This window comes from Serratia sp. 201, assembly GCF_037027545.1.
GTDB classification, from domain to species: Bacteria; Pseudomonadota; Gammaproteobacteria; order Enterobacterales; family Enterobacteriaceae; genus Serratia; species Serratia bockelmannii.
In genome coordinates this window covers 866,865-888,863 of record NZ_JAXCHC010000002.1, presented here as the reverse complement: position 1 = coordinate 888,863, position 21,999 = coordinate 866,865, and the positions used below count along the sequence as shown (strand labels likewise).

At 61.6% G+C, this 21,999-nt stretch carries 18 protein-coding genes; all 18 read left to right on the top strand.

What is annotated here, in order from left to right:
• Positions 1–20 precede the first annotated feature (20 nt).
• The 18 genes from WA302_RS12420 (at position 21) to tssH (ending at position 21,988) form a co-directional block, all read left to right on the top strand.
• Positions 21–1,223, top strand: a complete 1,203-nt coding sequence (locus WA302_RS12420) for a DotU family type VI secretion system protein (protein WP_049272050.1) — start codon at positions 21–23, stop codon at positions 1,221–1,223.
• Entirely contained in the window at positions 1,223–4,858 is a 3,636-nt protein-coding gene (gene tssM, locus WA302_RS12415) for a type VI secretion system membrane subunit TssM (RefSeq protein WP_336064046.1), read from the top strand. Before WA302_RS12420 ends, tssM begins: the two co-directional genes overlap by 1 nt.
• 18 nt (positions 4,859–4,876) lie before the next feature.
• Positions 4,877–5,596 carry a type VI secretion system-associated protein TagF gene (gene tagF, locus WA302_RS12410; protein ID WP_025303290.1) on the top strand — a complete coding sequence of 240 codons (720 nt, stop codon included), beginning with the start codon at positions 4,877–4,879 and terminating at the stop codon, positions 5,594–5,596.
• Between the two features lie 23 nt (positions 5,597–5,619).
• Complete coding sequence (tssA, locus tag WA302_RS12405) at positions 5,620–6,651, top strand: type VI secretion system protein TssA (protein ID WP_049206021.1); 1,032 nt, start codon at positions 5,620–5,622, stop codon at positions 6,649–6,651.
• Between the two features lie 120 nt (positions 6,652–6,771).
• Complete coding sequence (gene tssB / locus WA302_RS12400; RefSeq protein WP_016927260.1) at positions 6,772–7,308, top strand: type VI secretion system contractile sheath small subunit; 537 nt, start codon at positions 6,772–6,774, stop codon at positions 7,306–7,308.
• A gap of 3 nt (positions 7,309–7,311) precedes the next feature.
• A complete protein-coding gene (gene tssC / locus WA302_RS12395; RefSeq protein WP_016927259.1) occupies positions 7,312–8,817 on the top strand; it encodes a type VI secretion system contractile sheath large subunit in 1,506 nt (501 codons plus the stop codon).
• Positions 8,818–9,121: 304 nt separating this feature from the next.
• Positions 9,122–9,604: an Hcp family type VI secretion system effector gene (locus tag WA302_RS12390; protein WP_004961372.1), complete on the top strand. Its 483-nt coding sequence runs from the start codon at positions 9,122–9,124 to the stop codon at positions 9,602–9,604.
• A gap of 51 nt (positions 9,605–9,655) precedes the next feature.
• Positions 9,656–10,135, top strand: a complete 480-nt coding sequence (locus tag WA302_RS12385) for a type VI secretion system amidase effector protein Tae4 (RefSeq protein WP_089196535.1) — start codon at positions 9,656–9,658, stop codon at positions 10,133–10,135.
• A 20-nt stretch (positions 10,136–10,155) separates the two neighbouring features.
• The gene (locus WA302_RS12380) at positions 10,156–10,494 is read left to right on the top strand and encodes a T6SS amidase immunity protein Tai4 family protein (protein WP_227255705.1); all 339 of its coding nucleotides are present in this window, start codon (positions 10,156–10,158) and stop codon (positions 10,492–10,494) included.
• A 69-nt stretch (positions 10,495–10,563) separates the two neighbouring features.
• Positions 10,564–10,899 carry a T6SS amidase immunity protein Tai4 family protein gene (locus tag WA302_RS12375; RefSeq protein WP_227255704.1) on the top strand — a complete coding sequence of 112 codons (336 nt, stop codon included), beginning with the start codon at positions 10,564–10,566 and terminating at the stop codon, positions 10,897–10,899.
• A 480-nt stretch (positions 10,900–11,379) separates the two neighbouring features.
• Positions 11,380–13,116 carry a type VI secretion system-associated FHA domain protein TagH gene (gene tagH, locus WA302_RS12370; protein ID WP_261456453.1) on the top strand — a complete coding sequence of 579 codons (1,737 nt, stop codon included), beginning with the start codon at positions 11,380–11,382 and terminating at the stop codon, positions 13,114–13,116.
• A complete protein-coding gene (locus WA302_RS12365) occupies positions 13,116–13,889 on the top strand; it encodes a PP2C family protein-serine/threonine phosphatase (RefSeq protein WP_025303297.1) in 774 nt (257 codons plus the stop codon). Before tagH ends, WA302_RS12365 begins: the two co-directional genes overlap by 1 nt.
• 28 nt (positions 13,890–13,917) lie before the next feature.
• On the top strand, positions 13,918–14,904 hold the full coding sequence (locus tag WA302_RS12360) for a type VI secretion system-associated protein (protein WP_261456454.1): 987 nt from the start codon (positions 13,918–13,920) through the stop codon (positions 14,902–14,904).
• A gap of 15 nt (positions 14,905–14,919) precedes the next feature.
• Positions 14,920–15,741, top strand: a complete 822-nt coding sequence (locus WA302_RS12355; protein WP_315903100.1) for a type VI secretion system accessory protein TagJ — start codon at positions 14,920–14,922, stop codon at positions 15,739–15,741.
• Positions 15,742–15,743: 2 nt separating this feature from the next.
• On the top strand, positions 15,744–16,319 hold the full coding sequence (locus tag WA302_RS12350) for a type VI secretion system baseplate subunit TssE (RefSeq protein WP_043138711.1): 576 nt from the start codon (positions 15,744–15,746) through the stop codon (positions 16,317–16,319).
• Between the two features lie 4 nt (positions 16,320–16,323).
• Positions 16,324–18,210, top strand: coding sequence for a type VI secretion system baseplate subunit TssF (tssF, locus tag WA302_RS12345; RefSeq protein ID WP_261456455.1), 1,887 nt, complete (start codon positions 16,324–16,326; stop codon positions 18,208–18,210).
• Positions 18,207–19,277 carry a type VI secretion system baseplate subunit TssG gene (tssG, locus tag WA302_RS12340; protein ID WP_049206010.1) on the top strand — a complete coding sequence of 357 codons (1,071 nt, stop codon included), beginning with the start codon at positions 18,207–18,209 and terminating at the stop codon, positions 19,275–19,277. Before tssF ends, tssG begins: the two co-directional genes overlap by 4 nt.
• Before the next feature lie 56 nt (positions 19,278–19,333).
• Positions 19,334–21,988: a type VI secretion system ATPase TssH gene (gene tssH / locus WA302_RS12335; RefSeq protein ID WP_043138717.1), complete on the top strand. Its 2,655-nt coding sequence runs from the start codon at positions 19,334–19,336 to the stop codon at positions 21,986–21,988.
• Positions 21,989–21,999: the final 11 nt, after the last annotated feature.

Here is a 21,999-nt window from a genome sequence, read left to right as displayed (position 1 = left end):
CTATGACTCAGGAAAATAGCATGGCGCCGGCGGCCAATCCGCTGGTGGACGCCGCCAACCCGCTGCTGAACGCCATTTCGCAGATCCGCCAGTCGGCCACGCACGCCAACCCGGCGCAGCTGCGCCAACAGCTCATTGACGAAATGCGCCGCTTCGAGATCCGCGGCCAACGCGCCAACCTGCCTTACGAGGTGATCATCGGCGCGCGTTATTGTCTGTGCACCGCGCTGGATGAAGCGGCGGCGCTGACCCCGTGGGGCAGCAACAGCGTGTGGTCCGGCAGCGGGCTGCTGGTGACTTTCCATAACGAAACCTGGGGCGGCGAGAAGTTTTTCCAGCTGCTGGCCAAGCTGTCGCAAAGCCCGCGCGAGCACATCAACCTGCTGGAACTGATCAATTATTGCCTGCTGTTGGGCTTTGAAGGCCGCTACCGGGTGATGGAAAACGGCCGCTCACAGCTGGAAACCATGAAGCAGCGCCTGCTGCAGCTGATCCGATCGGTGCGTGGCGGCTATGCCCCGCCGCTGTCGCCTCATGCGCTGGACCTGCCGGTACAGCAGAAACTGTGGCGCCCGCTGGTGCCGCTGTGGGCCTGCGTGGCGTTGACCGGCTTCCTGGCTTCGCTGCTGTTCATCGCCCTCAACTGGCGACTGGGCGACAACACCAGCCCGGTGCTGGCGGCGATTTACCAAACCAATCTGCCGCAGGTGGCGATCGGTAACCCGGCGCCGGCCGCGCCGCCGACGCTGAGCCTGAAAAGTTTCCTGCGTAAAGAGATCGCCGAGGGGTTGGTGGTGGTGCGCGACGAAGCGCAGCAAAGCGTGGTGATCCTCAAAGGTGACGGGCTGTTCGACTCCGCGGCCACCACGGTACGCGCCAACTATATCCCGGTCATCGACCGCATCGCCGCCGCCATGAACGGCGTCAGCGGCAAGATCCTGGTCACCGGCTACAGCGACAACGTGCCGATCCGCAGCGCCCGTTTCGCCTCCAACTGGGAGCTGTCGCTGGCGCGCGCCGAAGCGGTCAGCGCCCGCTTGCAAAAACACCTCGCCAACCCGCAGCGGGTCAAGGCCGAGGGCCGCGGCGAGAGCAACCCCGTCGCGCCGAACGATAACAAAGTGAACCGCGCGTTGAACCGCCGGGTAGAAATTACGCTGTTGGTCGCCCCTGAAAATACCCAGGCGGAAATCAACGGCTTGCCGCAAGGAACCGGAAAGTAATGCTCAGTACGTTATTCTCCATCATCACCAGCCGCCTGCTGTGGGGCTTTGTCGGCATCACCGCGCTGGCGTTCATCATCTGGACGATCGGCCCGCTGGTGGCCATCGGCGACTATCGCCCGCTGGAGCCGGAACTCAACCGCCAGATCGCCATCGGCGTGATTTACCTGATCTGGTTCCTGTGCCGCCTGATCCCGCGCCTCTACAGTGCCTGGTTCAACAGCCGCCTGCTGAGCAATCTGCGCGCCGCCGAAGCGGTGCCGGCGGAAGACGGCAAGCCCGAGGTCAAACAAGACGATCAGTTGGCACAGCGTTTCGACGAAGCGGCGCAGCTGCTGAAAAAGGCGCGCTTCGCACCGGGCCAGGGCGACGGTAAACATCGCTGGATGACCCGCTTCAGCCGTCAATATCTGTACCAGTTGCCGTGGTATGTGATCATCGGCGCACCCGGCGCCGGCAAAACCACCGCGCTGGTCAACTCCGGCCTGCACTTCCCACTGGCGGATCGCTTCGGCAAAGCCGCGCTGCGCGGCGTGGGCGGCACCCGCAACTGCGACTGGTGGTTTACCAACGACGCCGTGCTGCTCGACACCGCCGGCCGCTACACCACCCAGGAAAGCCAGCGCGAAGAAGACGCCGGTGAATGGCAAAGCTTCGTCGCGCTGCTGAAAAAATACCGCACCCGCCAGCCGATCAACGGCGTGATGGTGACCATCAGCGTCGCCGATCTGCTGAGCGACAGCGCCGAAGCACGCGCCGCCCAGGCCAGCGCGTTGCGCAAACGCCTGATTGAACTGCACGAACAGTTGGGCATTCACTTCCCGGTCTATGTGCTGGTGACCAAAACCGACCTGCTCAACGGCTTTATGGCCTACTTCGGCAGTTTCGATAAAGCACAGCGCGACCAGATCTGGGGATTCACCTTCCCTTACGAGCGCTCACGGCAGCCGGACTTCAACCTGAACGCCGCCTTCGAACAACAATACGCCCTGCTGCAACAACGGCTGGATGCGGCGCTGCCGGATACGCTGCTGATGGAGCACGACGCGCGCCAACGCGCCGAAAGCTACCTGTTCCCGCAGGAGTTCGCCGCGCTGCGCCAGTTGCTCGGCCAATATCTGGAACAGGTGTTCGCCACCTCCAGTTTTGAAACCCGCTTTACCCCGCGCGGCATCTATTTCACCAGCGGCACGCAGGAAGGTCTGCCGTTTGACCGGGTGATGGGCGAACTGAACCGCTACCTGCAGCTGCCGACGGCCAACTCAGGGGTGCAGGCCAACGCGGCCTGGGACAGCGTGGGGCAGGAAACGCCGATCCCGGCAGCCAAAGGCCAGAGCTTCTTCCTGAAAGAGACGCTGGAATCGGTGGTCTTCCAGGAGTCCGGGCTGGCGGGCAGCAACCGCTGGTGGGAATACCGCAACCGCGCCCTGCACTGGGCAGGGTACATCGCGCTGGCGGTGATCCTGGCGGTGCTGGCGATGTTGTGGTTCACCAGCTACGGCAACAACAAGGCCTATCTGGCGGAAGTGGCCGCCAAGGTGCCCGGCGTCGAGCGACAGGGGCAAAGCCTGACCCAGTTGGGCAACGGCGACATGTTCTCGCTGCTGCCGTTCCTCAACAGCCTGCTGCATCTGCCGGACAGCCAGAACTTTTCGCTGGACGATCCGCCGTTCACCTACCGCATGGGGCTGTTCCGCGGCGATCAGGTGGGCGACGCCGGCAATGCGTTGTACCAAAAAGCGCTGAAAGAGCTGCTGCTGCCGCAGGTGGCGCAACAGATCGCCACCACGCTGCGCAACGACAACCACGGCGACGCGGACTTCAGCTACGAAGCGCTGAAGGCCTATCAGATGCTGTATCTGCCAAAGCAGTACGACGGTAAATTCCTGCGCGCCTGGGTGATGCTCAACCTGCAACGCAACCTGCCGCAGGGCAGCACGCAGAAACAGCTGCAGCAGATCGAATGGCACCTCAGCCAACTGCTGGATGCGCAGATCCAGGCCTCGCCTTACGCCAAAGACGAACAGCTGGTGGCGCAGGCGCAGGCCGCACTCAATCGGGCGCCGCTGTCGCAGCGCGTCTATGGCCGCCTCAAGCGCCTGCTGCTGAAACAGACCGACATCAAGCCGGTCAGCCTGGTCGATTTGGCCGGCCCGCAGACCGAACTGGCGTTCAGCCGCAAAAGCGGCAAACCGGTCACCGACGGCGTACCGGGCCTGTTCACCTCACAAGGGTACTGGAAAGCGTTCAACGACAACATCGACCCGGTGACCGACACCTTGCGCAAGGAAGACGTCTGGGTGTTGAACAGCCAGACGCCGGAGCAGAAAAGCGCCGATCTGACCAAGACCATCCGCCAGCTGTACATGCAAGATTTCATCAGCGCCTGGGATGAGCTGCTGGGGGATATCCAACTGGCCAACATCGGCAACCTGACCCAGCGCATCAGCAGCGCGCGCCTGCTGTCCGGCAACCCGTCGCCAATGCGCAATCTGCTGGTCAACGTCAGCAAAAACGTCACCCTGCGCGACGAAAAAAACGACGCCGATTCGCGCTCGCTGCTGGCAAAAACCGAAGATAAGCTGAACCAAAATGCCAACCGCACGCTGGAAGCGCTGTTCACCAACCGGCCGGCCAACGCCGACGGTGACGTGTCGGCCCAGCCGGAACAGCTGGTGATGGCGCACTTCGCGCCGCTGCTGGAGCTGGCGCAAAGCCAGGGCGAAGGCAATAAGGCGATCCCTTTCGACAGCGTGCTGAAACAGGTCGATGAACTGTACAGTTACCTGACGGCGGTGCAGGGCGCGGCCAACAGCGGCATGTCGGCGCCGCCGAGCGACATTATCCCGCGTCTGCAGGCCGAATCCGGCCGCTTGCCGGTGCCGTTCAAACAGATGCTGCTGTCGCTGGCGATCGGCGCCAGCAGCGATACCCAGCGCAAAGAGATGGAGAACGTGAAAAAGCGCATCAGCTTCGAGGTCGGTAGCTTCTGCCGCCAGGCGATCGCCGGCCGTTATCCGCTGGTGGCCCGGGCGCGGCAGGAAGTGACGCCGGACGATCTGGCGCGCATGTTCGCGCCGAACAGCGGGCTGATGGACAGCTTCTTCCGCGACAATCTGCAGGGCAAGGTCGATACCACCCGCGCCAACTGGCGTTTCACGCCCGGCGTGGACGGCAAGACGCTGCCCGGCGGCGAAGGCATCCTGCGGTCGTTCCAGCAGGCGCAGCGCATCCGCGACGCCTTTTTCGCCAACGGCACGGCGACGCCCTCCTACCGCGTGACCGTGCGGCCGGTGCGGATGGATAACGACATCCTCAACCTGACGCTGGATATCGACGGGCAGCTGTTCAAATACAGCCACGGCCCACAGGTACCGCTGGTGGTCAGTTGGCCGGGCACCCGCAATACCAACCAGGTGCATCTGCAGCTGGCGCTGGCCAACGGCACCACCGCCAGCCTGGTGACCAGCGGACCATGGGCGCTGAATCGCCTGGTCGACATGGCGCAATCGTCGGGCACCGGCGGCCTCGGCCGCCAGGCGACGTTCAATCTCGACGGCCACCGCGTCACGCTGGAGTTCACGCCCAACAGCATCCGCAATCCGTTCCAACTGCCGGCCTTCTCGTGCCCGTAGCCCCGAAAGGACATGACCATGAGCACTGATTCAAGCGCCCCGACGAGCATCGGCTGGTACGGCAAACTTCCTTCCGCCGGTGACTTCCTGCAACGCCGTTTGCCTGACCCGGTGGTCAACAACTGGGCCCACTGGTTCCATAACGGGCTGGTGAATTTACAGCGCGATGCACAGGGGCCGAACGGCCACCCGTTCAGCAACGCACCGGTGTGGAACTTCGTGATCCCCGCCACGCTCGGCAGCCCGTACGTGCAGATGGGTTGCCTGTTGCCGGCGCGCGATCGCGTCGGGCGGCGCTACCCCATCTGCGCACTGCGCCTGTTCAGCCTGCAAGAATGGCGCCCGCAACAGCTGAACATGGCGGCGAGCTGGTATCAACAGCTCGGCCATACCCTGCTGAACGGCGTGCGCAACGGTTTCTCCGCCGAGCAGATCGACCGCACGTTGCAGGCGATCCCGGCGCTGCCCAGCCCACCGGCGGAAGCGGATTCCGAGATATTGTCGATTATCGGTTTCCAGCATCCGGACGTACCGGGCCTCGGCTGGCAACAGGCCGCCGACTGCTTCGATCCGGCGCAGTACACCAGCTTCTGGTGGACCAATCAGGCCGACGGACATCCGCTCTACACCCACGTGCACAGCGGCAACCTCACCGTGCAGCTGTTTTCACTGCTGTTCGAACCCAACGGCTGGGCGCGCCCCGGCCGCGGCGGCCAGTACCCGCAAATGTTTGATTAACATCGTTCGTTGAAGGAAATTCTATGGCTATCGATACCGATACCCTGCTGGCCCCGGTTGACGCGGACAATCCCTGCGGCGACAACCTGGAATACGACGCCGACTTTCTGGCGATGGAACAAGCCGCCACCGGCAAGGCCGAACAACAGTTCGGCAGCACCATCATTCCGGAAGAAGCGCCGGATTGGGTGCAGGTCGAGCGCCTCGCGACCTCGCTGCTAACGCGCACCAAAGACCTGCGCGTCATGCTGTATCTCACCCGCGCCTGGACCCAGCTGCGCGGGTTGCCGGGCTACGCCGACGGGCTGACGCTGGTCCACCAGTCGATGACCCGTTACTGGAACACCCTGCAGCCGCCGCTGGAGTTCGATGGGGAAGCCGACCCGCTGTTTCGCATCAACGCGCTGGCCGACCTTGGCGACAAAGCGGCGCTGGCCGCCAGCGTACGCGCCGCGCCGCTGCTGAAAAGCGCCGCCGGAGAAATCTCGCTGCGCGATGCCGGTGCCCTGCTCGACGGCAGCAAACAGGAGTGCCCCAACTTTCCCGGCGGCCGTGCGCGGCTGCAGGATGAACTGGCGCAGCAGGATCGCCCCGAAGGCGCCCTGGTGACGCGCATCGCCAACACCCTGAGCGCCATTCGCAGCGAAGTGACCCGCCATCTGGGGGAAAGCGCGCTGCCGGAAATGAGCGCGCTGACCAAGGTGTTTTCTCTGGTGGCGCTCGCCGGCCAGAGCGATGCCCCGGCCGCCGACGAACCAGACGCGACGCCTGAAGCGGCTGCCATGCAGCAACCGGCCGCCGTACAGAGCGCCACCGCTCCACTCAACTGGCGCAGCGCGCAGATCCAGTCGCGCGACGACGCCCAGTTGATGCTGGACAAGGTGAAAAACTATTTTCGTCTTCATGAACCGAGCCACCCGGCGCCACTGATGATCGATCGAGTCCAGCGACTGATTACGCTGGACTTTATGCAAATCGTCCGCGATTTGGCGCCCGATGGGCTTAACCAACTGGAGACCATTCTCGGTCGCCCCGACAACGAGGAGAACAGCTAGCCGCCGACCTTTGTTCTCTTGACGCATCCGATACCGTCTGCCCTGCGCAGACCCGAATCAGAACCTGACTCTCCCAGCCGGACGAGGCGCGTTCCCAATCGCCATTAGATGGAGTAAATCATGTCAAACTCGAAATCCCGCAGCGGGCAGAAATTCATCGCCCGCAACCGCGCGCCGCGCGTACAGATTGAATACGATGTCGAAATTTATGGCGCAGAGCGCAAAATCCAGCTGCCGTTCGTGATGGGCGTGATGGCGGATCTGGTGGGGAAAGCGGTCGACCCGCAAGCCAGCGTGGAAGAGCGCAAATTCATGGAAATCGACGTCGACAACTTCGACGAGCGTATGAAATCGCTGAAGCCGCGCGTCGCTTACCAGGTCGACAACACCCTGACCGGCGAAGGCAAGCTGAACATCGATCTGACCTTCGAAAGCATGGAAGACTTCTCCCCCGCCGCTATCGCCCGCAAGGTCGACGCGCTGGACAATCTGCTGGATGCCCGCACCCAGCTTTCCAACCTGCTGTCCTACATGGACGGCAAGAACGGCGCCGAAGAGCTGATCTCCAAGATCCTGCAAAACCCGGCGCTGCTGCAATCCCTGACCGACGCGCCGAAGCCGGCGGTTAACGACGACAACAACGAGCGTGAGGATTAATCGATGAGCAACTCGCCTCAGCAACAGAATGCGTTGCAAACCACCGAGACTTTTTCCAGCGATGAGTTCAGCGCGCTGCTGAACAAAGAGTTCCGGCCGAAGACCGATCAGGCCAAAGAAGCGGTCGAGAACGCGGTGAAAACCCTGGCGCAGCAGGCGCTGGAAAACACCGTCACCGTTTCTTCCGACGCCTATCGCACTATCCAGGCGCTGATCGCGGAAATCGACGAAAAGCTGTCGCAGCAGATCAACCAGATCATTCACCACGACGACTTCCAGAAGCTGGAAGGCGCCTGGCACGGCCTGCATTATCTGGTCAACAACTCCGAAACCGACGAGATGCTGAAGATCCGCTTCATGAGCATTTCCAAGCAGGAGCTGGGCCGCACGCTGAAGCGCTATAAAGGCGTGGGTTGGGACCAGAGCCCGATCTTCAAGAAAGTCTACGAAGAAGAGTATGGCCAGTTCGGCGGCGAACCGTTCGGCTGCCTGGTGGGCGACTACTACTTCGATCACAGCCCGCAGGACGTGGAGCTGCTGGGCGAAATGGCCAAGATCGGCGCCGCCTCGCACTGCCCGTTCATCGCCGGTACCGCGCCGAGCGTGATGCAGATGGAGTCCTGGCAAGAGCTCTCCAACCCGCGCGATCTGACCAAGATTTTCCAGAACACCGAGTACGCCGCCTGGCGCAGCCTGCGCGAATCGGAAGACGCGCGCTACCTGGGGCTGGTGATGCCGCGCTTCCTGGCGCGCCTGCCGTATGGCATCCGCACCAACCCGGTAGACGAGTTTGACTTCGAAGAAGACACCGACGGCGCGACCCACGGCAATTACACCTGGACCAACGCCGCCTACGCCATGGCCGCCAACATCAACCGTTCGTTCAAAGAGTTCGGCTGGTGCACCGCCATTCGCGGGGTGGAATCCGGCGGTGCGGTGGAAAACCTGCCGTGCCACACCTTCCCGAGCGACGACGGCGGCGTGGACATGAAGTGCCCGACCGAGATCGCCATCAGCGACCGCCGTGAAGCCGAGCTGGCCAAAAACGGCTTTATGCCGCTGGTGCACCGCAAAAACTCCGACTTCGCCGCCTTTATCGGCGCGCAGTCGCTGCAGAAGCCGGCGGAATACTACGACGCCGACGCCTCCGCCAACGCCCAGCTTTCCGCGCGCCTGCCGTACCTGTTCGCCTGCTGCCGCTTCGCGCACTATCTGAAGTGCATCGTGCGCGACAAAATTGGTTCCTTCCGCGAGCGCGACGACATGGAGCGCTGGCTGAACGACTGGATCATGAACTACGTGGACGGCGATCCGGCCAACTCCTCGCAGGAAACCAAGTCGCGCAAACCGCTGGCCGCGGCGGAAGTGCAGGTGGAAGAGATCGAAGACAACCCGGGCTATTACAGCGCCAAGTTCTTCCTGCGCCCGCACTACCAGCTGGAAGGCCTGACCGTCTCCCTGCGCCTGGTGTCGAAGCTGCCTTCGCTGAAGCAAAACGACGCGTCCTGATGGGCTGAAGTCAGGCCGCGGTAGTGCGGCCTGGCTGATGTATCAACCTCATCGTCAGCCTATCGCAGAAAACCCGAATCGCACATGGAATCAAGATAACGCGAAATAATTAAGCATTGAGCCATTAGCACTTAATAGTGGCTCGGTAACCCGTACCGATAGTTTTCGGTATTTAAGAAGGTGCATGGCACAAGGATATAAATTGGTAATGCATTACCACACTTGCAATTCCTGCTGCTATTACCTGAGTTTTTCAACGTAACGTTAATACTACTGTTAACCCTTAATAAAGAGTGAAGAAACTATGGCTATTGATATGTTCCTGAAAGTTGAAGGTGCCAGCGGCGAATCCAAAGATTCGAATCACAAAGGCTGGACCGACATTACTTCTTTCTCCTGGGGCGCTTCTCAACCGGGCAATATGGGCGTTGGCGGCGGCGGTGGTGCCGGCAAAGTGTGCTTCAACGATCTGCACGTTAACGCGCTGGTCGACAAGTCAACCCCGGCGCTGCTGAAGCACTGCTCCAGCGGTAAGCACCTGACCAAGGTTGAGTTGTCTGTCTGCAAGGCGGGCGGTACTCAGGTTGAGTACGTTAAAATCACCCTGGACGACGTGCTGGTCACCGCCGTGCAGTACACCGGCGCAGGCGGCGAAGACACCGTGGGCGTCACCTACTCCTTCCAGGCGGCGAAAGTGAAACAGCAATACTGGGAGCAGAGCGACAAAGGCGGCAAAGGCGCCGAAAGCAGCGCAGGTTGGAACATCAAGGAAAACCGCGAAGCTTAATCTTCCCACACAGATGCCCCGACTTAGGGGCATCTATCAACAGAGGACGTTATAATGAGTCGCCCTTCATTCCAACAAGCGTGGCAACGATTTAGCGAAATCAACGTAGATATTACTGACGTTGGCAAAAAGATAGGTGGAAATGTAGGTCTTAACATTGAGCTTGGCGTCAATGACCCATTGCAAGGATTCACCAATGCCTGCGCAATACGCATGAGTTACACGCTCAATTATTCTGGTTTTAAAGTTGAACGAGGAGCATGGAAGACCGTTTCAGGCAAAGATAAAAATTGGTACATTTATCGCGTCAGAGATATTATTAACTTTTTGAATTATAAGTTCGGCAAACCTGATAAAACGATTAAAAACCCTACCCCTAGTGATTTTTCAAAAGACAAAGGGATATTGGTTTTCACTGTTCCAGGATGGAATGATGCCAGCGGACACGCAACATTATGGAACGGTACAACCTGCTCAGATCATTGTTACTTTCCAAAATCCAACGAGGCATCTATATGGTTACTAAAATAAAATCCCTGTGTGTTGCAAGCATGATATTTTTGGGATGTATTCAATCGGCTCAAGCCAAAGAAACCTATACCCCCGAAGAGTACCTCAAAAACTACGCGCTTAGCGTTTGCATCGCCGAGGGGTACTCAGCAAAAGAAGTCAAAAACGATGCCGCCGCCGCCGCTCGGGGTTACACGGAATTCGGCGATTATTCTCTGGAAGCGCATACCGCCGTCAGGGCGCTGGCAAAAGAATTTCTGGCAAAGCCCTATGACAGTATGTCAGGGGAGCCGATGACGATGGCCAAGTGCATCGATCTTGTACACAGCCAAGAGCTGCAAGCCATCATCAAGAAATACCAAGGAAAAGACGACAACTGATATCAGAGTTGCTCAAACGACGGCTCATATCAAAGGTTATCTCGGATGAGAAGATACACGTACTTTTTAATGTCTCTGCTGCTCGGAAGCCATGTAGTCCTTGCTGAAAACTCGCTCAATGCTTTATCGCAAGAGGCACTTTATAAAAATTGGTTAACCAGCCGCTGCATTGGGAAGTCCACTGACTCAGAAAGAACCAAGCAAGACGCCTTCCGTTCCGCTTCCGCCTATTTAGAATTGAGTAAACTGCCGATGGATGCATTTGAACAAGGTGAAAAACTGGCTGAACAGTACGCAAATAAAAATAGCCAAGGCTCAGTTCAAGGGACTTACCATACTTTAGATTGTCTTTCACTGCAGAACGCCAGTGAAGCTGAAACCATTTTTGAACGTTACTCTAAGTAATAGTCAGGATTGTTGAATCCAATTTCATAAAGTTATCAACTCAAGAGAATTAAAACTTATTGATTATTAACATGACTCCAGACGTCACGCTATCAACTTACTCATATGGATTCTTACCTTCCTATTTTTCATTGTCACTCATAACTTTAGTGGCATTATATTACTTAAAAAAATTATCGGCTCGCAAACACAATTATCCATTTTTTGTTTTCAACTGTCTCATTGTAGTTGTCATGGGCGTCATACAGCTCTCAATTTTTGCATACGGGAATGATTTTCTTAATCTCTTCTACCCACTAGGCAACGATGACTATGACTCTATACACTATGGCAGTTTGATATTCACCTTTATCTACTTAACTCAACTACCAAAAAACACCTATTACAAAAAAGAACAGAATAGAAGTTAGCCATCAGATTAGATGACTAAATCAACATACGCCCAAAGCAGTCTAAAATCCCCATCAGCAGGAATGCCTTATGCGATTTTCCATTGTAAAAAATAAAAGCGGCCAGGTTCCGCCGCAGAGCAGTTGCGATTTTCTGCCGCCGGGCGGCACCATCGGCCGCAGCGTGGACAACAACCTGGTGCTGCCGGACGAAGAGCGCGCCATTTCCCGCCTGCAGGCGATCGTGCACATTTCCGCTGACGGCGAATGCCGCATCACCAATCGCGGCAACGTTACCCGCGTGCTGCTGAACGACATTCCGCTGGAACGTGGCCGCCAGGTTGAACTGCAGGACGGCGACGTACTCGGCATCGACGATTACCAGATTGAAGTCAGCGCGCTGCAACAGCACGCCGCGCCGCAGGCTCAACCGGTGGCCAAGGCCGTTGCCGCGGCTGCGGCCCCTGCAGCCGCCGCCAAAGAAAAATCCGCCGCGCCGATCCCCAACGAAATCTGGGACAGCCTGGTGGAAGAATTTACGCCGAACGCGCCGGCCGCCGTCATACCGTCGCCGATCACCAATCCGGACAATCATCCGCTGCTGGAGACCCCCGCTCGCGAGCTGAACCCGGCCGATCCGCTGGCGCAGCTGGCAGGCGAGGTCGATCTGCGCCAGCTGCAGCAGCAACAAACCGATCCGGCGGCGCTGTTCAACACCGACACCACCTTTGAGCGCGAACACATTCTGGCCGACACCACCCCCAGCGCGCTGCTGGCGGAGCAGGCTGCGCCGACGCGCCCGGCTCCCCCCGTCCAGAATGCGCAGCAACCGGAGCAAGAGCTGGATCCGCTGGCGCTGTTCGGCGGTTCATCCGCGCCCGCTTCGCCAGAGACGTTAAACAGCAACGATCCGCTGGGGCTGCTGATGGGCGGCGCCGTGCCGCTGGCCCAGCCGGAGGAGCCGGTACAGCCGCCCGCACCGCCGTCGCCGTCACCGGCGCCGATCGCCGCACAACCGGAGGCGCCGCGCCCACAGCCGACGCCGCCGCCCGTGCAGATCCCCGAGCCACAGCCTCAACCTGCACCGCAGTTCAGCCAGCAGGAACCGCCAGCGCAACCTCCGCGCCCGCGCCAGGGCAACCGCCTGGGCATCGATCCGGTCGCCTACCAGTCCGCTCAGCGGCAGCACGCCGCCGCGCCAAGTGGCGACGCATTGGAAGGGCCGTTGCTGGCGGCGCTGCTGCAAGGCATCGGTCTCGACGATCTGCAACCGCAGCCGCACTTTGACGAACAACAGATCCGCCAGGCCGGTCGCCTGCTGAGCCTGTTCTCGCAAGGCACCGTCGCCCTGCTCTCATCCCGCTCGATCCTCAAGCGCGGCGTGAAGGCCGAGATGACCATGATCCTCGACGAAGCCAACAACCCGTTCAAGCTGCTGCCTTCGGGAAAAACGGTGCTGATGCAGATGTTCGGCAGCCAGATGCCAGGTTTTATGCCGCCGGAACAGGCGGTGCGCGATGCGCTGATCGACCTGCAGGCGCACCAGTTGGGGATGATCGCCGGTATTCGCGCCATCATCGCCGCCATGCTGCAGTCGTTCAACCCGGAGCGCCTCGAAGAGGAAGCGCGCAAGGAAGGCGTGGCGCCGCGCCTGTCGCTGCCCGCCAACCGCAAGGCCGCGCTGTGGGACTACTTCGTGAAGAACTATCAGCAAACCTCCGGCGAGATCGAGGACGATTTCCACACCCTGTTCGGCGAAGCCTTCCTGCACGCCTATGACGTTGAAGTGAATCAATACAAAGACTCACAGACCAAACCGGACGCGTAATGAATATCACCATAGCCTCTACCTCCAACCAGGGCGGCCGCGCCTCTAACCAGGATCAGACCGGCGAGGTGCTCGGCAACCGCGCCGCCTGCTTCGTGGTGTGCGACGGCATCGCCGGTTTTCCGGGCGGCGATATCGCCGCCAAACTGGCACGCGACACCATTTTGCAAAACTTCGACGGCGAAAAGCACCTGAACGCCCAGAGCATTCGTCAGCACATCACCAGCGCCAACGCCGCCATCCACCAGCAGCAGCGGCAGTCGGACGAATACAGCAAGATGGGCACCACGCTGGTCAGTCTGTTTATCGATCGCGATTACCAGCTGGCCTACTGGGCGCACGCCGGCGACAGCCGCCTGTACCTGTTCCGCCGCGGCTACCTGCATACCGTCACCACCGACCACAGCCTGATCCAACAGATGCAGGACGCCGGCTACCAGACCAACGGCATCAACAGCAACCTGCTGTATTTCGCGCTGGGGCTCAACGAAGAGCGCGACGCCACCTACAGCGACGTGCTGCAGCTGGAAGACGGCGACGTTTTCCTGCTGTGCACCGACGGCTTCTGGCACAGCTTCAGCCAGGCCGAACTGGAACAGTCGCTGCATATGGTCAACTCCCCCAGCGAGTGGATCGCCCTGATGCAGCAGGCATGGAAGAAAAACAATAACAGCGATAACTACAGCGCTATCGCCGTCTGGATTGGCTCACCGCAGGAAACCACCCTGCTGCATTCGCTGGCGGATGCGGAGCGGTTTCTGAGCCGCGACTGAGCAGCGCACATTCACAGCAAGGTTCACTATGAAATATTGGATGCCGGGGCTCGTCGCCCTGATGGCGGTGCCGACCGCGCAGGCGATGAACTATCGCCTGGTTTACTCCCCCAGCCAGAAGCTGGAAGTGTTTATCGATGACGTCAAAAACAGCAATCCGGCAAGCTGGTGCGGCAAGAGCATCCCGCTGCGCATCGTCTCGGCGCAAAGCCAGGATCCGGCGGTGCTGAACGACTTCCTGCCGCGCGTCGGCAATCTGTTGGAAAAGCAGTGCCCGAAAGCCGGCCACCTGCCCTGGACGCTGACCGACAAGCGCGGTGAGAAGCTGGCCAGCGGCGAAGCCGCCAAAGCGCGCGGCTGGAAACCGGTGGTCAAACAGGAGGCCGTCGAGCAGGCGCAAACCCCGCCGCCGCCGACCATTCCTGCGGCGGTGGCCGTCACCTCTCCACAGGCGGACACCGCGCCGCCTCAGCGTTTCAGCCTGCCGCAGGGCTGCCACTTCCGCACCTTCTGGGGTGACGAAGCCAACGGCGGCGCGCTATTCATTCCCGCTGGTGAGGCGCTGCGCTGCGGCGAGGACGGCTGGCTGCAGGGCAGCGGCGCGGTCACGCTGCAACAGGGCGGCCAAACCCTCTCGCCGACGCTGTGGTTCCTGCAAGGTTACCCGCTGGCGAAGGTGAACGGCGGCGATCGCGCGCTGACCGTCGTCAGCGCCAACGCCCAACGGCTGGTTTTGGGCGGCAACCCGCAGGCGCCGGGCAGCTTCCTGCTGCTGAGCTTCGAACCGAAGCTGCACGCCTGGGCGTTCAACGGTGAAGCGATCGTTGAAATGCCGCGCGTCGATGCCGCCGACGAGAACAAGGTCAAACAGCGCGTACAGCAGGCGCAAACCGCCTGGCAGCCGCTGCTAAGCGCCCCCGCCCCGCTGACCTTCAAGCTGGTGGAAAAGCTGGCCGCAGACCGCGTCGATCCCGCCAGCGGCAGCTACCTGTCGGTTAACGGCGCCACTCACTGATTATAAGGAAAGCCTGTGAAATCATTAGCAAGCATGCTGCAAGGGCAGTCGATCGCCGCGGCCATCACCGCCGTCGAAAACGATATCAAGGCGAAACCGGCGGATGCCGACCTGCGCGCTGCGCTGGTGCAACTGCTGTGCCTGAGCGGCAACTGGACGCGCGCCAACGCGCAGCTGAAATCCTGGCAGGCGCTGAAACCGATCGCTCAACCGACCACGCTGCTGCTGATGCAGTCGGTCAACGCCGAGCTGCAACGCCAGGCGGTGTTTGCCGGCGCGGCCGCGCCGGCGCTGCTGCGGCAGGATCAGCCCTGGCTGCAACTGCTGGTGCAGGCGCTGCATCAGGATGCGCAAGGGGCGGCCGAACAGGCCCAGACGCTGCGCGACGAAGCGCTGGAGGCCGCACCGGCCGGCGCCGGGCAGTTAACGCTGGCTGAAGGGAACCAAGAGCGGCAGCTGAGTTTCGACTGGCTGACCGACGGTGACGGCCGCCTCGGGCCGATATGCGAGCTGGCGCTGAACGGCGTTTACTACTGGCTGCCGTTCGCCGATATCGCCGCGATCCAGTTCCAGGCGCCGCAGAGCGCCATCGATCTGGTGTGGAGCCATGCACTGGTGCGTCTGACCGACGGCCGCGAACAGGTATGCCAACTGCCCGCCCGTTACCCGCTGGCCGAAGGCAGCGACGACGCGCTGCTGCTGGGCAAACGCACCGAATGGCAACCGCTGGGCGACGGCACCCACTATGCGGGGCTAGGCCTGAAGACCTGGCTCAGCGAAAGCGACGAATTCCCGCTGCACAGCCTGCGGCAGCTGAGCTTCGACGCGAGCGCCTGAACATGAACGATAAACGCCCACCCCACTACGACGGCGGCGATCTGCGCCGCCAGGGCTATCGCAATCGTCAGGACAGCGAGCGCCTGACTTCACGCGACAAAATGCAGCCGGTGCTGCTCGACATGCTGACCGACGACGAACCGCAGAAAAAACAGGAGGCGCAGGTGCGCAACCTGGTGTCGCACAGCGAGTTGCGCCGCCGGGTATTGCGCGATTTGCAGTGGCTGTTCAACTGCGTCAACAGCGAATCCAATCTGGATCTCGGCGATTTTCCGCAGGTGCGGCGCTCCACGCTGAATTACGGCATCGCCTCGCTGGCGGGCAAGCGCATGTCGGACATCGAATGGCTCGACATTCAGCGCGCGCTGACCGATTCCATCCTCCATTTCGAACCGCGCATTCTGCCCGAAGGGCTGCAGGTGCGCTGCATCTCGGACACCGGCTCGCTGGAACTGCACAACGTGCTGTCGATCGAAATCAAGGGCCGCCTGTGGTGCGTGCCCTATCCGCTGGAGTTTCTGTTCCGTACCGACGTGGATCTGGAAAACGGCCACTTCGATCTGAAAGACATAGGGTAAGGCGATGGACAGTAAACTGTTAGATTATTACAACCGCGAGCTGGCCTATCTGCGTGAGATGGGCGCCGAGTTCGCCGAACAGTACCCGAAGGTCGCGGGCCGTCTCGGCATGCGCGGCATCGACGTGGCGGACCCTTATATCGAGCGCCTGATGGAAGGCTTCGCCTTCCTCACCTCGCGCGTGCAGCTGAAAATGGACGCCGAGTTCCCGCGCTTTTCTCAGCGCTTGCTGGAGATCATCTACCCCAATTACCTGTCGCCGACGCCGTCGATGGCGATCGCCGAGCTGCAGCCGGACAGCAGCAAAGGCGACATCAGCAACGGTTTCGTGGTGCCGCGCGGCACCATGATGGACAGCCAGACGCTGAAGAAAAGCGGCATCACCTGCAGCTACACCACCGCCCATGACGTCACGCTGCAGCCGGTGCGCATCGCCGCCGTCGAGCTGGGCGGCATTCCGGCCGATATCCCGCTGGCCTCGCTGGGGCTGCAGCACAGCGGCTGCGTCAGCGCGCTGCGCATTCGTCTCGAGTGCTACGAAAGCGTGACGCTCAACAACCTGCAGTTGGACCAATTGATGTTTTACCTGGCCGGGCCGGACATGCAGGCGCAGCAGCTGCTGGAACTGCTGATGCAGCACAGCGTCGGGCTTGTCTGCCAAACGGTGGAGGCGCAACCGCAGCGGCGGGCGCTGGCGCTGGACGGGCTGCGGCAGGAGGGTTTCGCCGCCGAGCAGGCGCTGCTGCCCAACGACCTGCGCAACTTTGAAGGCTACCGGCTGCTGCAGGAGTATTTCGCCTTCCCGGCGCGCTTCCAGTTTTTCAGCGTCAACGGCCTGCGTCCGCTGCTGCAGAGCGTGCGCGAAGGGAAAAAAGCGCTGCGCCAGTTCGAGATCGTGGTGCTGCTGGATCGGCACGACGCCGCGCTGGAACGGGTGGTCGACGTTGCCCATTTGTCGCTGCACTGTACGCCGGTGATCAACCTGTTTCCGAAAGTGGCCGAACGCATCGCGATCAACGAAAAGAACCACGAATACCATCTGGTGGTCGACAATATCCGGCCGCTGGATTACGAAGTGTTTTCAGTGCAGCGGCTCGGCGGCAGCGCCAGCGAAAAACGCTACGAGCAAGAGTTTCGGCCGTTTTACAGCACCCTGAGCGCGGACGACGGCAACTATGGCGCCTACTTCTCGCTGCGGCGCGAACAGCGCACGCTGTCGGAGCACGCCCGCCGCTACGGCACCCGCACCGGCTATGCCGGTTCGGAAGTGTTCGTATCGCTGGTGGACGAACGGCAGTCGCCGTGGCACAGCGATCTGAAATACCTCACCGCCGACGTGCTGTGCACCAGCCGCGACCTGCCGTTGATGCTGTTGCAGCAGGATCAGGGCAATTTCGTGATGCCCGATTCAATCCCGATCAAGCAGGTCTCGCTGCGCAAAGGCCCTACGCCGCCGCGTCCGGCGCTGGCCGAAGGGATGATCACCTGGCGGCTGATCAGCCAGCTGCAGCTGAACTACCTCAGCATGATGGACGGCGATCCGGAACAGGGTGCCGCCAGCCTGCGCCAGCTGCTGGGGCTGTACGGCAACCTGAGCGAACCGGCGATCGCCAAACAAATTCAGGGCGTGCGCCACTGTAACCTGCGGCCGGTCTATCGGCGAGTGCCTGAACCCGGCCCCATCGTGTTCGCGCGCGGCATCGCCATCGATCTGACGGTCGATGAGCAGGCGTTCTCGGGCAACAGCCCTTACCTGCTCGGCAGCGTGCTGGAGCGCCTGTTCTCGCGCCTGGTGGCGATGAACACCTTCACCGAGATGACGCTCTCCAGCCAGCAACGCGGCGAAATCGCCTACTGGCAGGCGCGCATGGGCAAAAGGACGCTGATATGAACGCGGAGATGATCGCCACCGAATTGGCGCCGCCGCAGATCAACGCGCTGTATCGCCTGCCGGACGACTTTTGGCCGCGGCTGCGCAGCGCGCCTTACAAGCACGATCTGTTTCAGCTGCTGCGCCGCATCGACGCCCAGGGCGGCCAGCCCTACCTGCTGGGACGCGCACCGCTGCCGCGTCACGAGATGCTGCGCCTGGGGCAGGAACCTTCGCTGTCGTTCGCACCCTCCACGCTGGCGCAGGTGACGCCGCGCGCCAACAGCCCGCTGCACGACGTTTCGATCTTCAGTTTCGGTCTGTTCGGCCCCAACGGGCCGCTGCCGCTGCACCTGACCGAATACGTGCGCGAACGGGTGTATCACCATCAGGACACCACCCTGCTGGCGTTCACCAATCTGTTCCATCACCGGCTGACGCTGCTGTTTTACCGCGCCTGGGCCGACGCGCAACCGACGGTATCGCTGGATCGCCCGGACAACCGGCGCTTCGACGAGTACCTGTCGAGCCTGATCGGCCTCGGCCAGCCGGCGCAGCAAGAACGCGACAGCATCAACGCCCACGCCAAACATTTTATGGCCGGTCATCTGATTCGCCACAGCCGCGATCCGGAAGGCCTGAGCAAGATTTTGCAGCAGTATTTCAAGGTGCCGGTGCGCATCGTCGAGAACGTGCCGCACTGGCTGCGGGTGGAGCCGCGCGAGCAGGCGCGGCTCAAGGCCGGACGCGGCGCGCCACGGCTAGGCGAGTCGGCTTTTCTCGGCATCGCGGTGCGGGATATCCAGCACAAGTTCCGCATCGAGCTGGGGCCGATGCCGCAGCGGGACTATGACCGCTTCCTGCCCGGCGCCGATCTGTGCCGGCAACTGCGCGACTGGGTGCGCCAATACCTGGGCATCGAGTTCGTCTGGGAAGTGCGCCTGATCCTGGCGAAGGAACAGGCGCACGGCATCCAGCTCGGCGGCGCGCAGCGGTTGGGCCTGAGCAGTTGGCTGGCCGACCATCGGCGACAGCGCGATCTCGACGATCTGATCTTCAGCCCTGAACCGCTGGAAAACCCGTTCTGACCCTATTTCGGCCGACGCCCTGCGGCGCCAGGCCACTCTGAGACCTGAGGAAAACCATGTCTGAAATCAGCCGCTCGGTATTATTTGGCAAACTGGATAGCCTGTTATTCACCTCTCTGGAAAGTGCGACGGCGTTTTGCAAGCTGCGCGGTAACCCCTACGTCGAACTGGCGCACTGGCTGCATCAGCTGATGCAATCGCCGGACGGCGATCTGCAGCAAATCGTTCGCCACTTCGCGCTGGACGAGGCGCAATTGGCGCGCGACATCGTCGAGGCGCTCGATCGCCTGCCGCGCGGCGCCAGCGCCATTTCCGATCTGTCCGAGCACATCGACAGCGCAGTAGAACGCGCCTGGGTCTATGGCTCATTGAAATTCGGCGCGGCGCGCATCCGCGGCGGCCACCTGCTGCTCGGTATCCTGAAAACCTACAGCCTGCGCCATCTGCTGAAGGCCATTTCCCCGCAGTTCGAGCGCATCAACGCCGATCTGTTGATGGATCAGTTCGCCGCCATCACCGCTCACTCGGCGGAAAACGCCCAGGATGCGCCGGCGGAAAGCGGCGCCGAGAACGTATCCGGCGCGCCGCGCAGCGGTGAAAGCGTACTGGCGCAGTATGCCCAGGATCTGACCGCCAGAGCGCGCAACGGCGAGATCGACCCGGTGGCCGGCCGCGATGAGGAAATCCGGCAAATCATCGATATCCTGATGCGCCGCCGCCAGAACAACCCGCTGCTGACCGGCGAGGCCGGCGTCGGCAAAACCGCGGTGGTGGAAGGCCTGGCGCTGCGCATCGTGGCCGGCGACGTACCGCCGCAGCTGCGCGACGTGAAACTGTGCCTGTTGGACATCGGCATGCTGCAGGCCGGCGCCGGCGTCAAAGGCGAGTTTGAAAAACGGCTGCAGGCGGTGATCGACGAAGTGCAGTCCAGCCCGACGCCGATCATCCTGTTTATCGACGAAATTCACACCCTGATCGGCGCCGGCGGCACCCAGGGCACCGGCGACGCCGCCAACCTGCTGAAACCGGCGCTGGCGCGTGGCCAACTGCGCACTGTCGGCGCCACCACCTGGTCGGAATACAAGAAATACATCGAGAAAGACCCGGCGCTCACCCGCCGTTTCCAGGTGGTGCAGGTGCACGAGCCAAGCGAAGACAAGGCGCTGCTGATGCTGCGCAGCACCGTCAGTCCGCTGGAACAACACCACCGCGTGCTGCTGCTGGATGAAGCGGTGGACGCCGCGGTGCGGCTGTCGCATCGCTATATTCCTGCCCGCCAGCTGCCGGACAAAGCGGTGGCGCTGTTGGATACCGCCTGCGCGCGCGTGGCGGTCAGCCAACACGCCGAGCCTGCCCAGGTCGAAGACTGCCGCCACCGCATCGATGCGCTGCAGATAGAGTTGGATATCGCCCGCCGCGAGGCCAAAGTCGGCATTGGCGATCCCCTGCGCCCGCAGGAAATTGAAACCCAGCTGACCGCGCTGCGCCAGGCGCTGGAACAGCTGACCGACCGCTGGCAGCAGGAGCTGGCGCTGATCCAAGAGATCATCACGCTACGCGCCCAGTTGCACCAGCAGGAAGCGGAGCCTACCGGCGAAGAAACAGAGGCGGCCCCTGACGCCGACGCGCTGCGCGCCCAGCTGGGCGAACTTCAGCAGCAGCTGAGCGCGCTGCAGGGCGAAGCGCCGCTGATCTTCGCCGCCGTCGACGCCAACATCGTGGCGGCGGTAGTGGCCGACTGGACCGGCATCCCGCTGGGCCGCATGGTGAAAAACGAGATTGAGGCGGTGCTGCAGCTCTCCGACACCCTGAACCAGCGCGTGATCGGCCAACGCCATGCGCTGGATCTGATCGCCCGCCGGGTGCGCACTTCGCGGGCGCGGCTGGACGATCCGAACAAGCCGGTCGGGGTGTTCCTGCTGGCCGGGCCGTCCGGCGTCGGCAAGACCGAAACCGCGCTGGCGCTGGCGGAAACCCTGTACGGCGGCGAGCAGAACGTCATCACCATCAACATGAGCGAATTCCAGGAGTCGCACACCGTTTCGACGTTGAAAGGTGCGCCCCCCGGCTATGTCGGCTACGGCGAAGGCGGCGTGCTGACCGAGGCGGTGCGCCGCCGCCCTTACAGCGTGGTGCTGTTGGACGAGATCGAGAAGGCGCACCCGGACGTGCATGAGATCTTCTTCCAGGTGTTCGACAAGGGCTGGATGGAGGACGGCGAAGGCCGCCATATCGATTTCCGCAACACCATTATCATCCTGACCTCCAACGTCGGCACCGATCTGATCGCCGGGCTGTGCAGCGATCCGGAGCTGCTGCCGGAGCCGGAAGCGCTGAGCGGCGCGCTGCGCCAGCCGCTGTTGTCGGTGTTCCCGGCCGCCTTGCTCGGCCGCCTGCTGGTGGTGCCGTATTACCCGCTGACCGACGCCACGCTGGGCAACATCGTGCGCCTGCAGCTGGGGCGCATCCAGCGTCGCCTGGCGGAGAATCACGACATCGTCTGCACCTTCGACGACGCGGTCATCGAGCAGATCGTCAGCCGCTGCACCGAGGTGGAGTCCGGTGGCCGCATGGTCGACGCCATCCTGACCAACACCCTGCTGCCGCAGATCAGCCACACCCTGCTGACAGGCAGCGCCAACGACCAGCGCTATCGCCAGCTGCATATCGCGCTGCAGAACCACGAATTCATTTGTCAATTTCAGGCATAACGCCGCGGCCG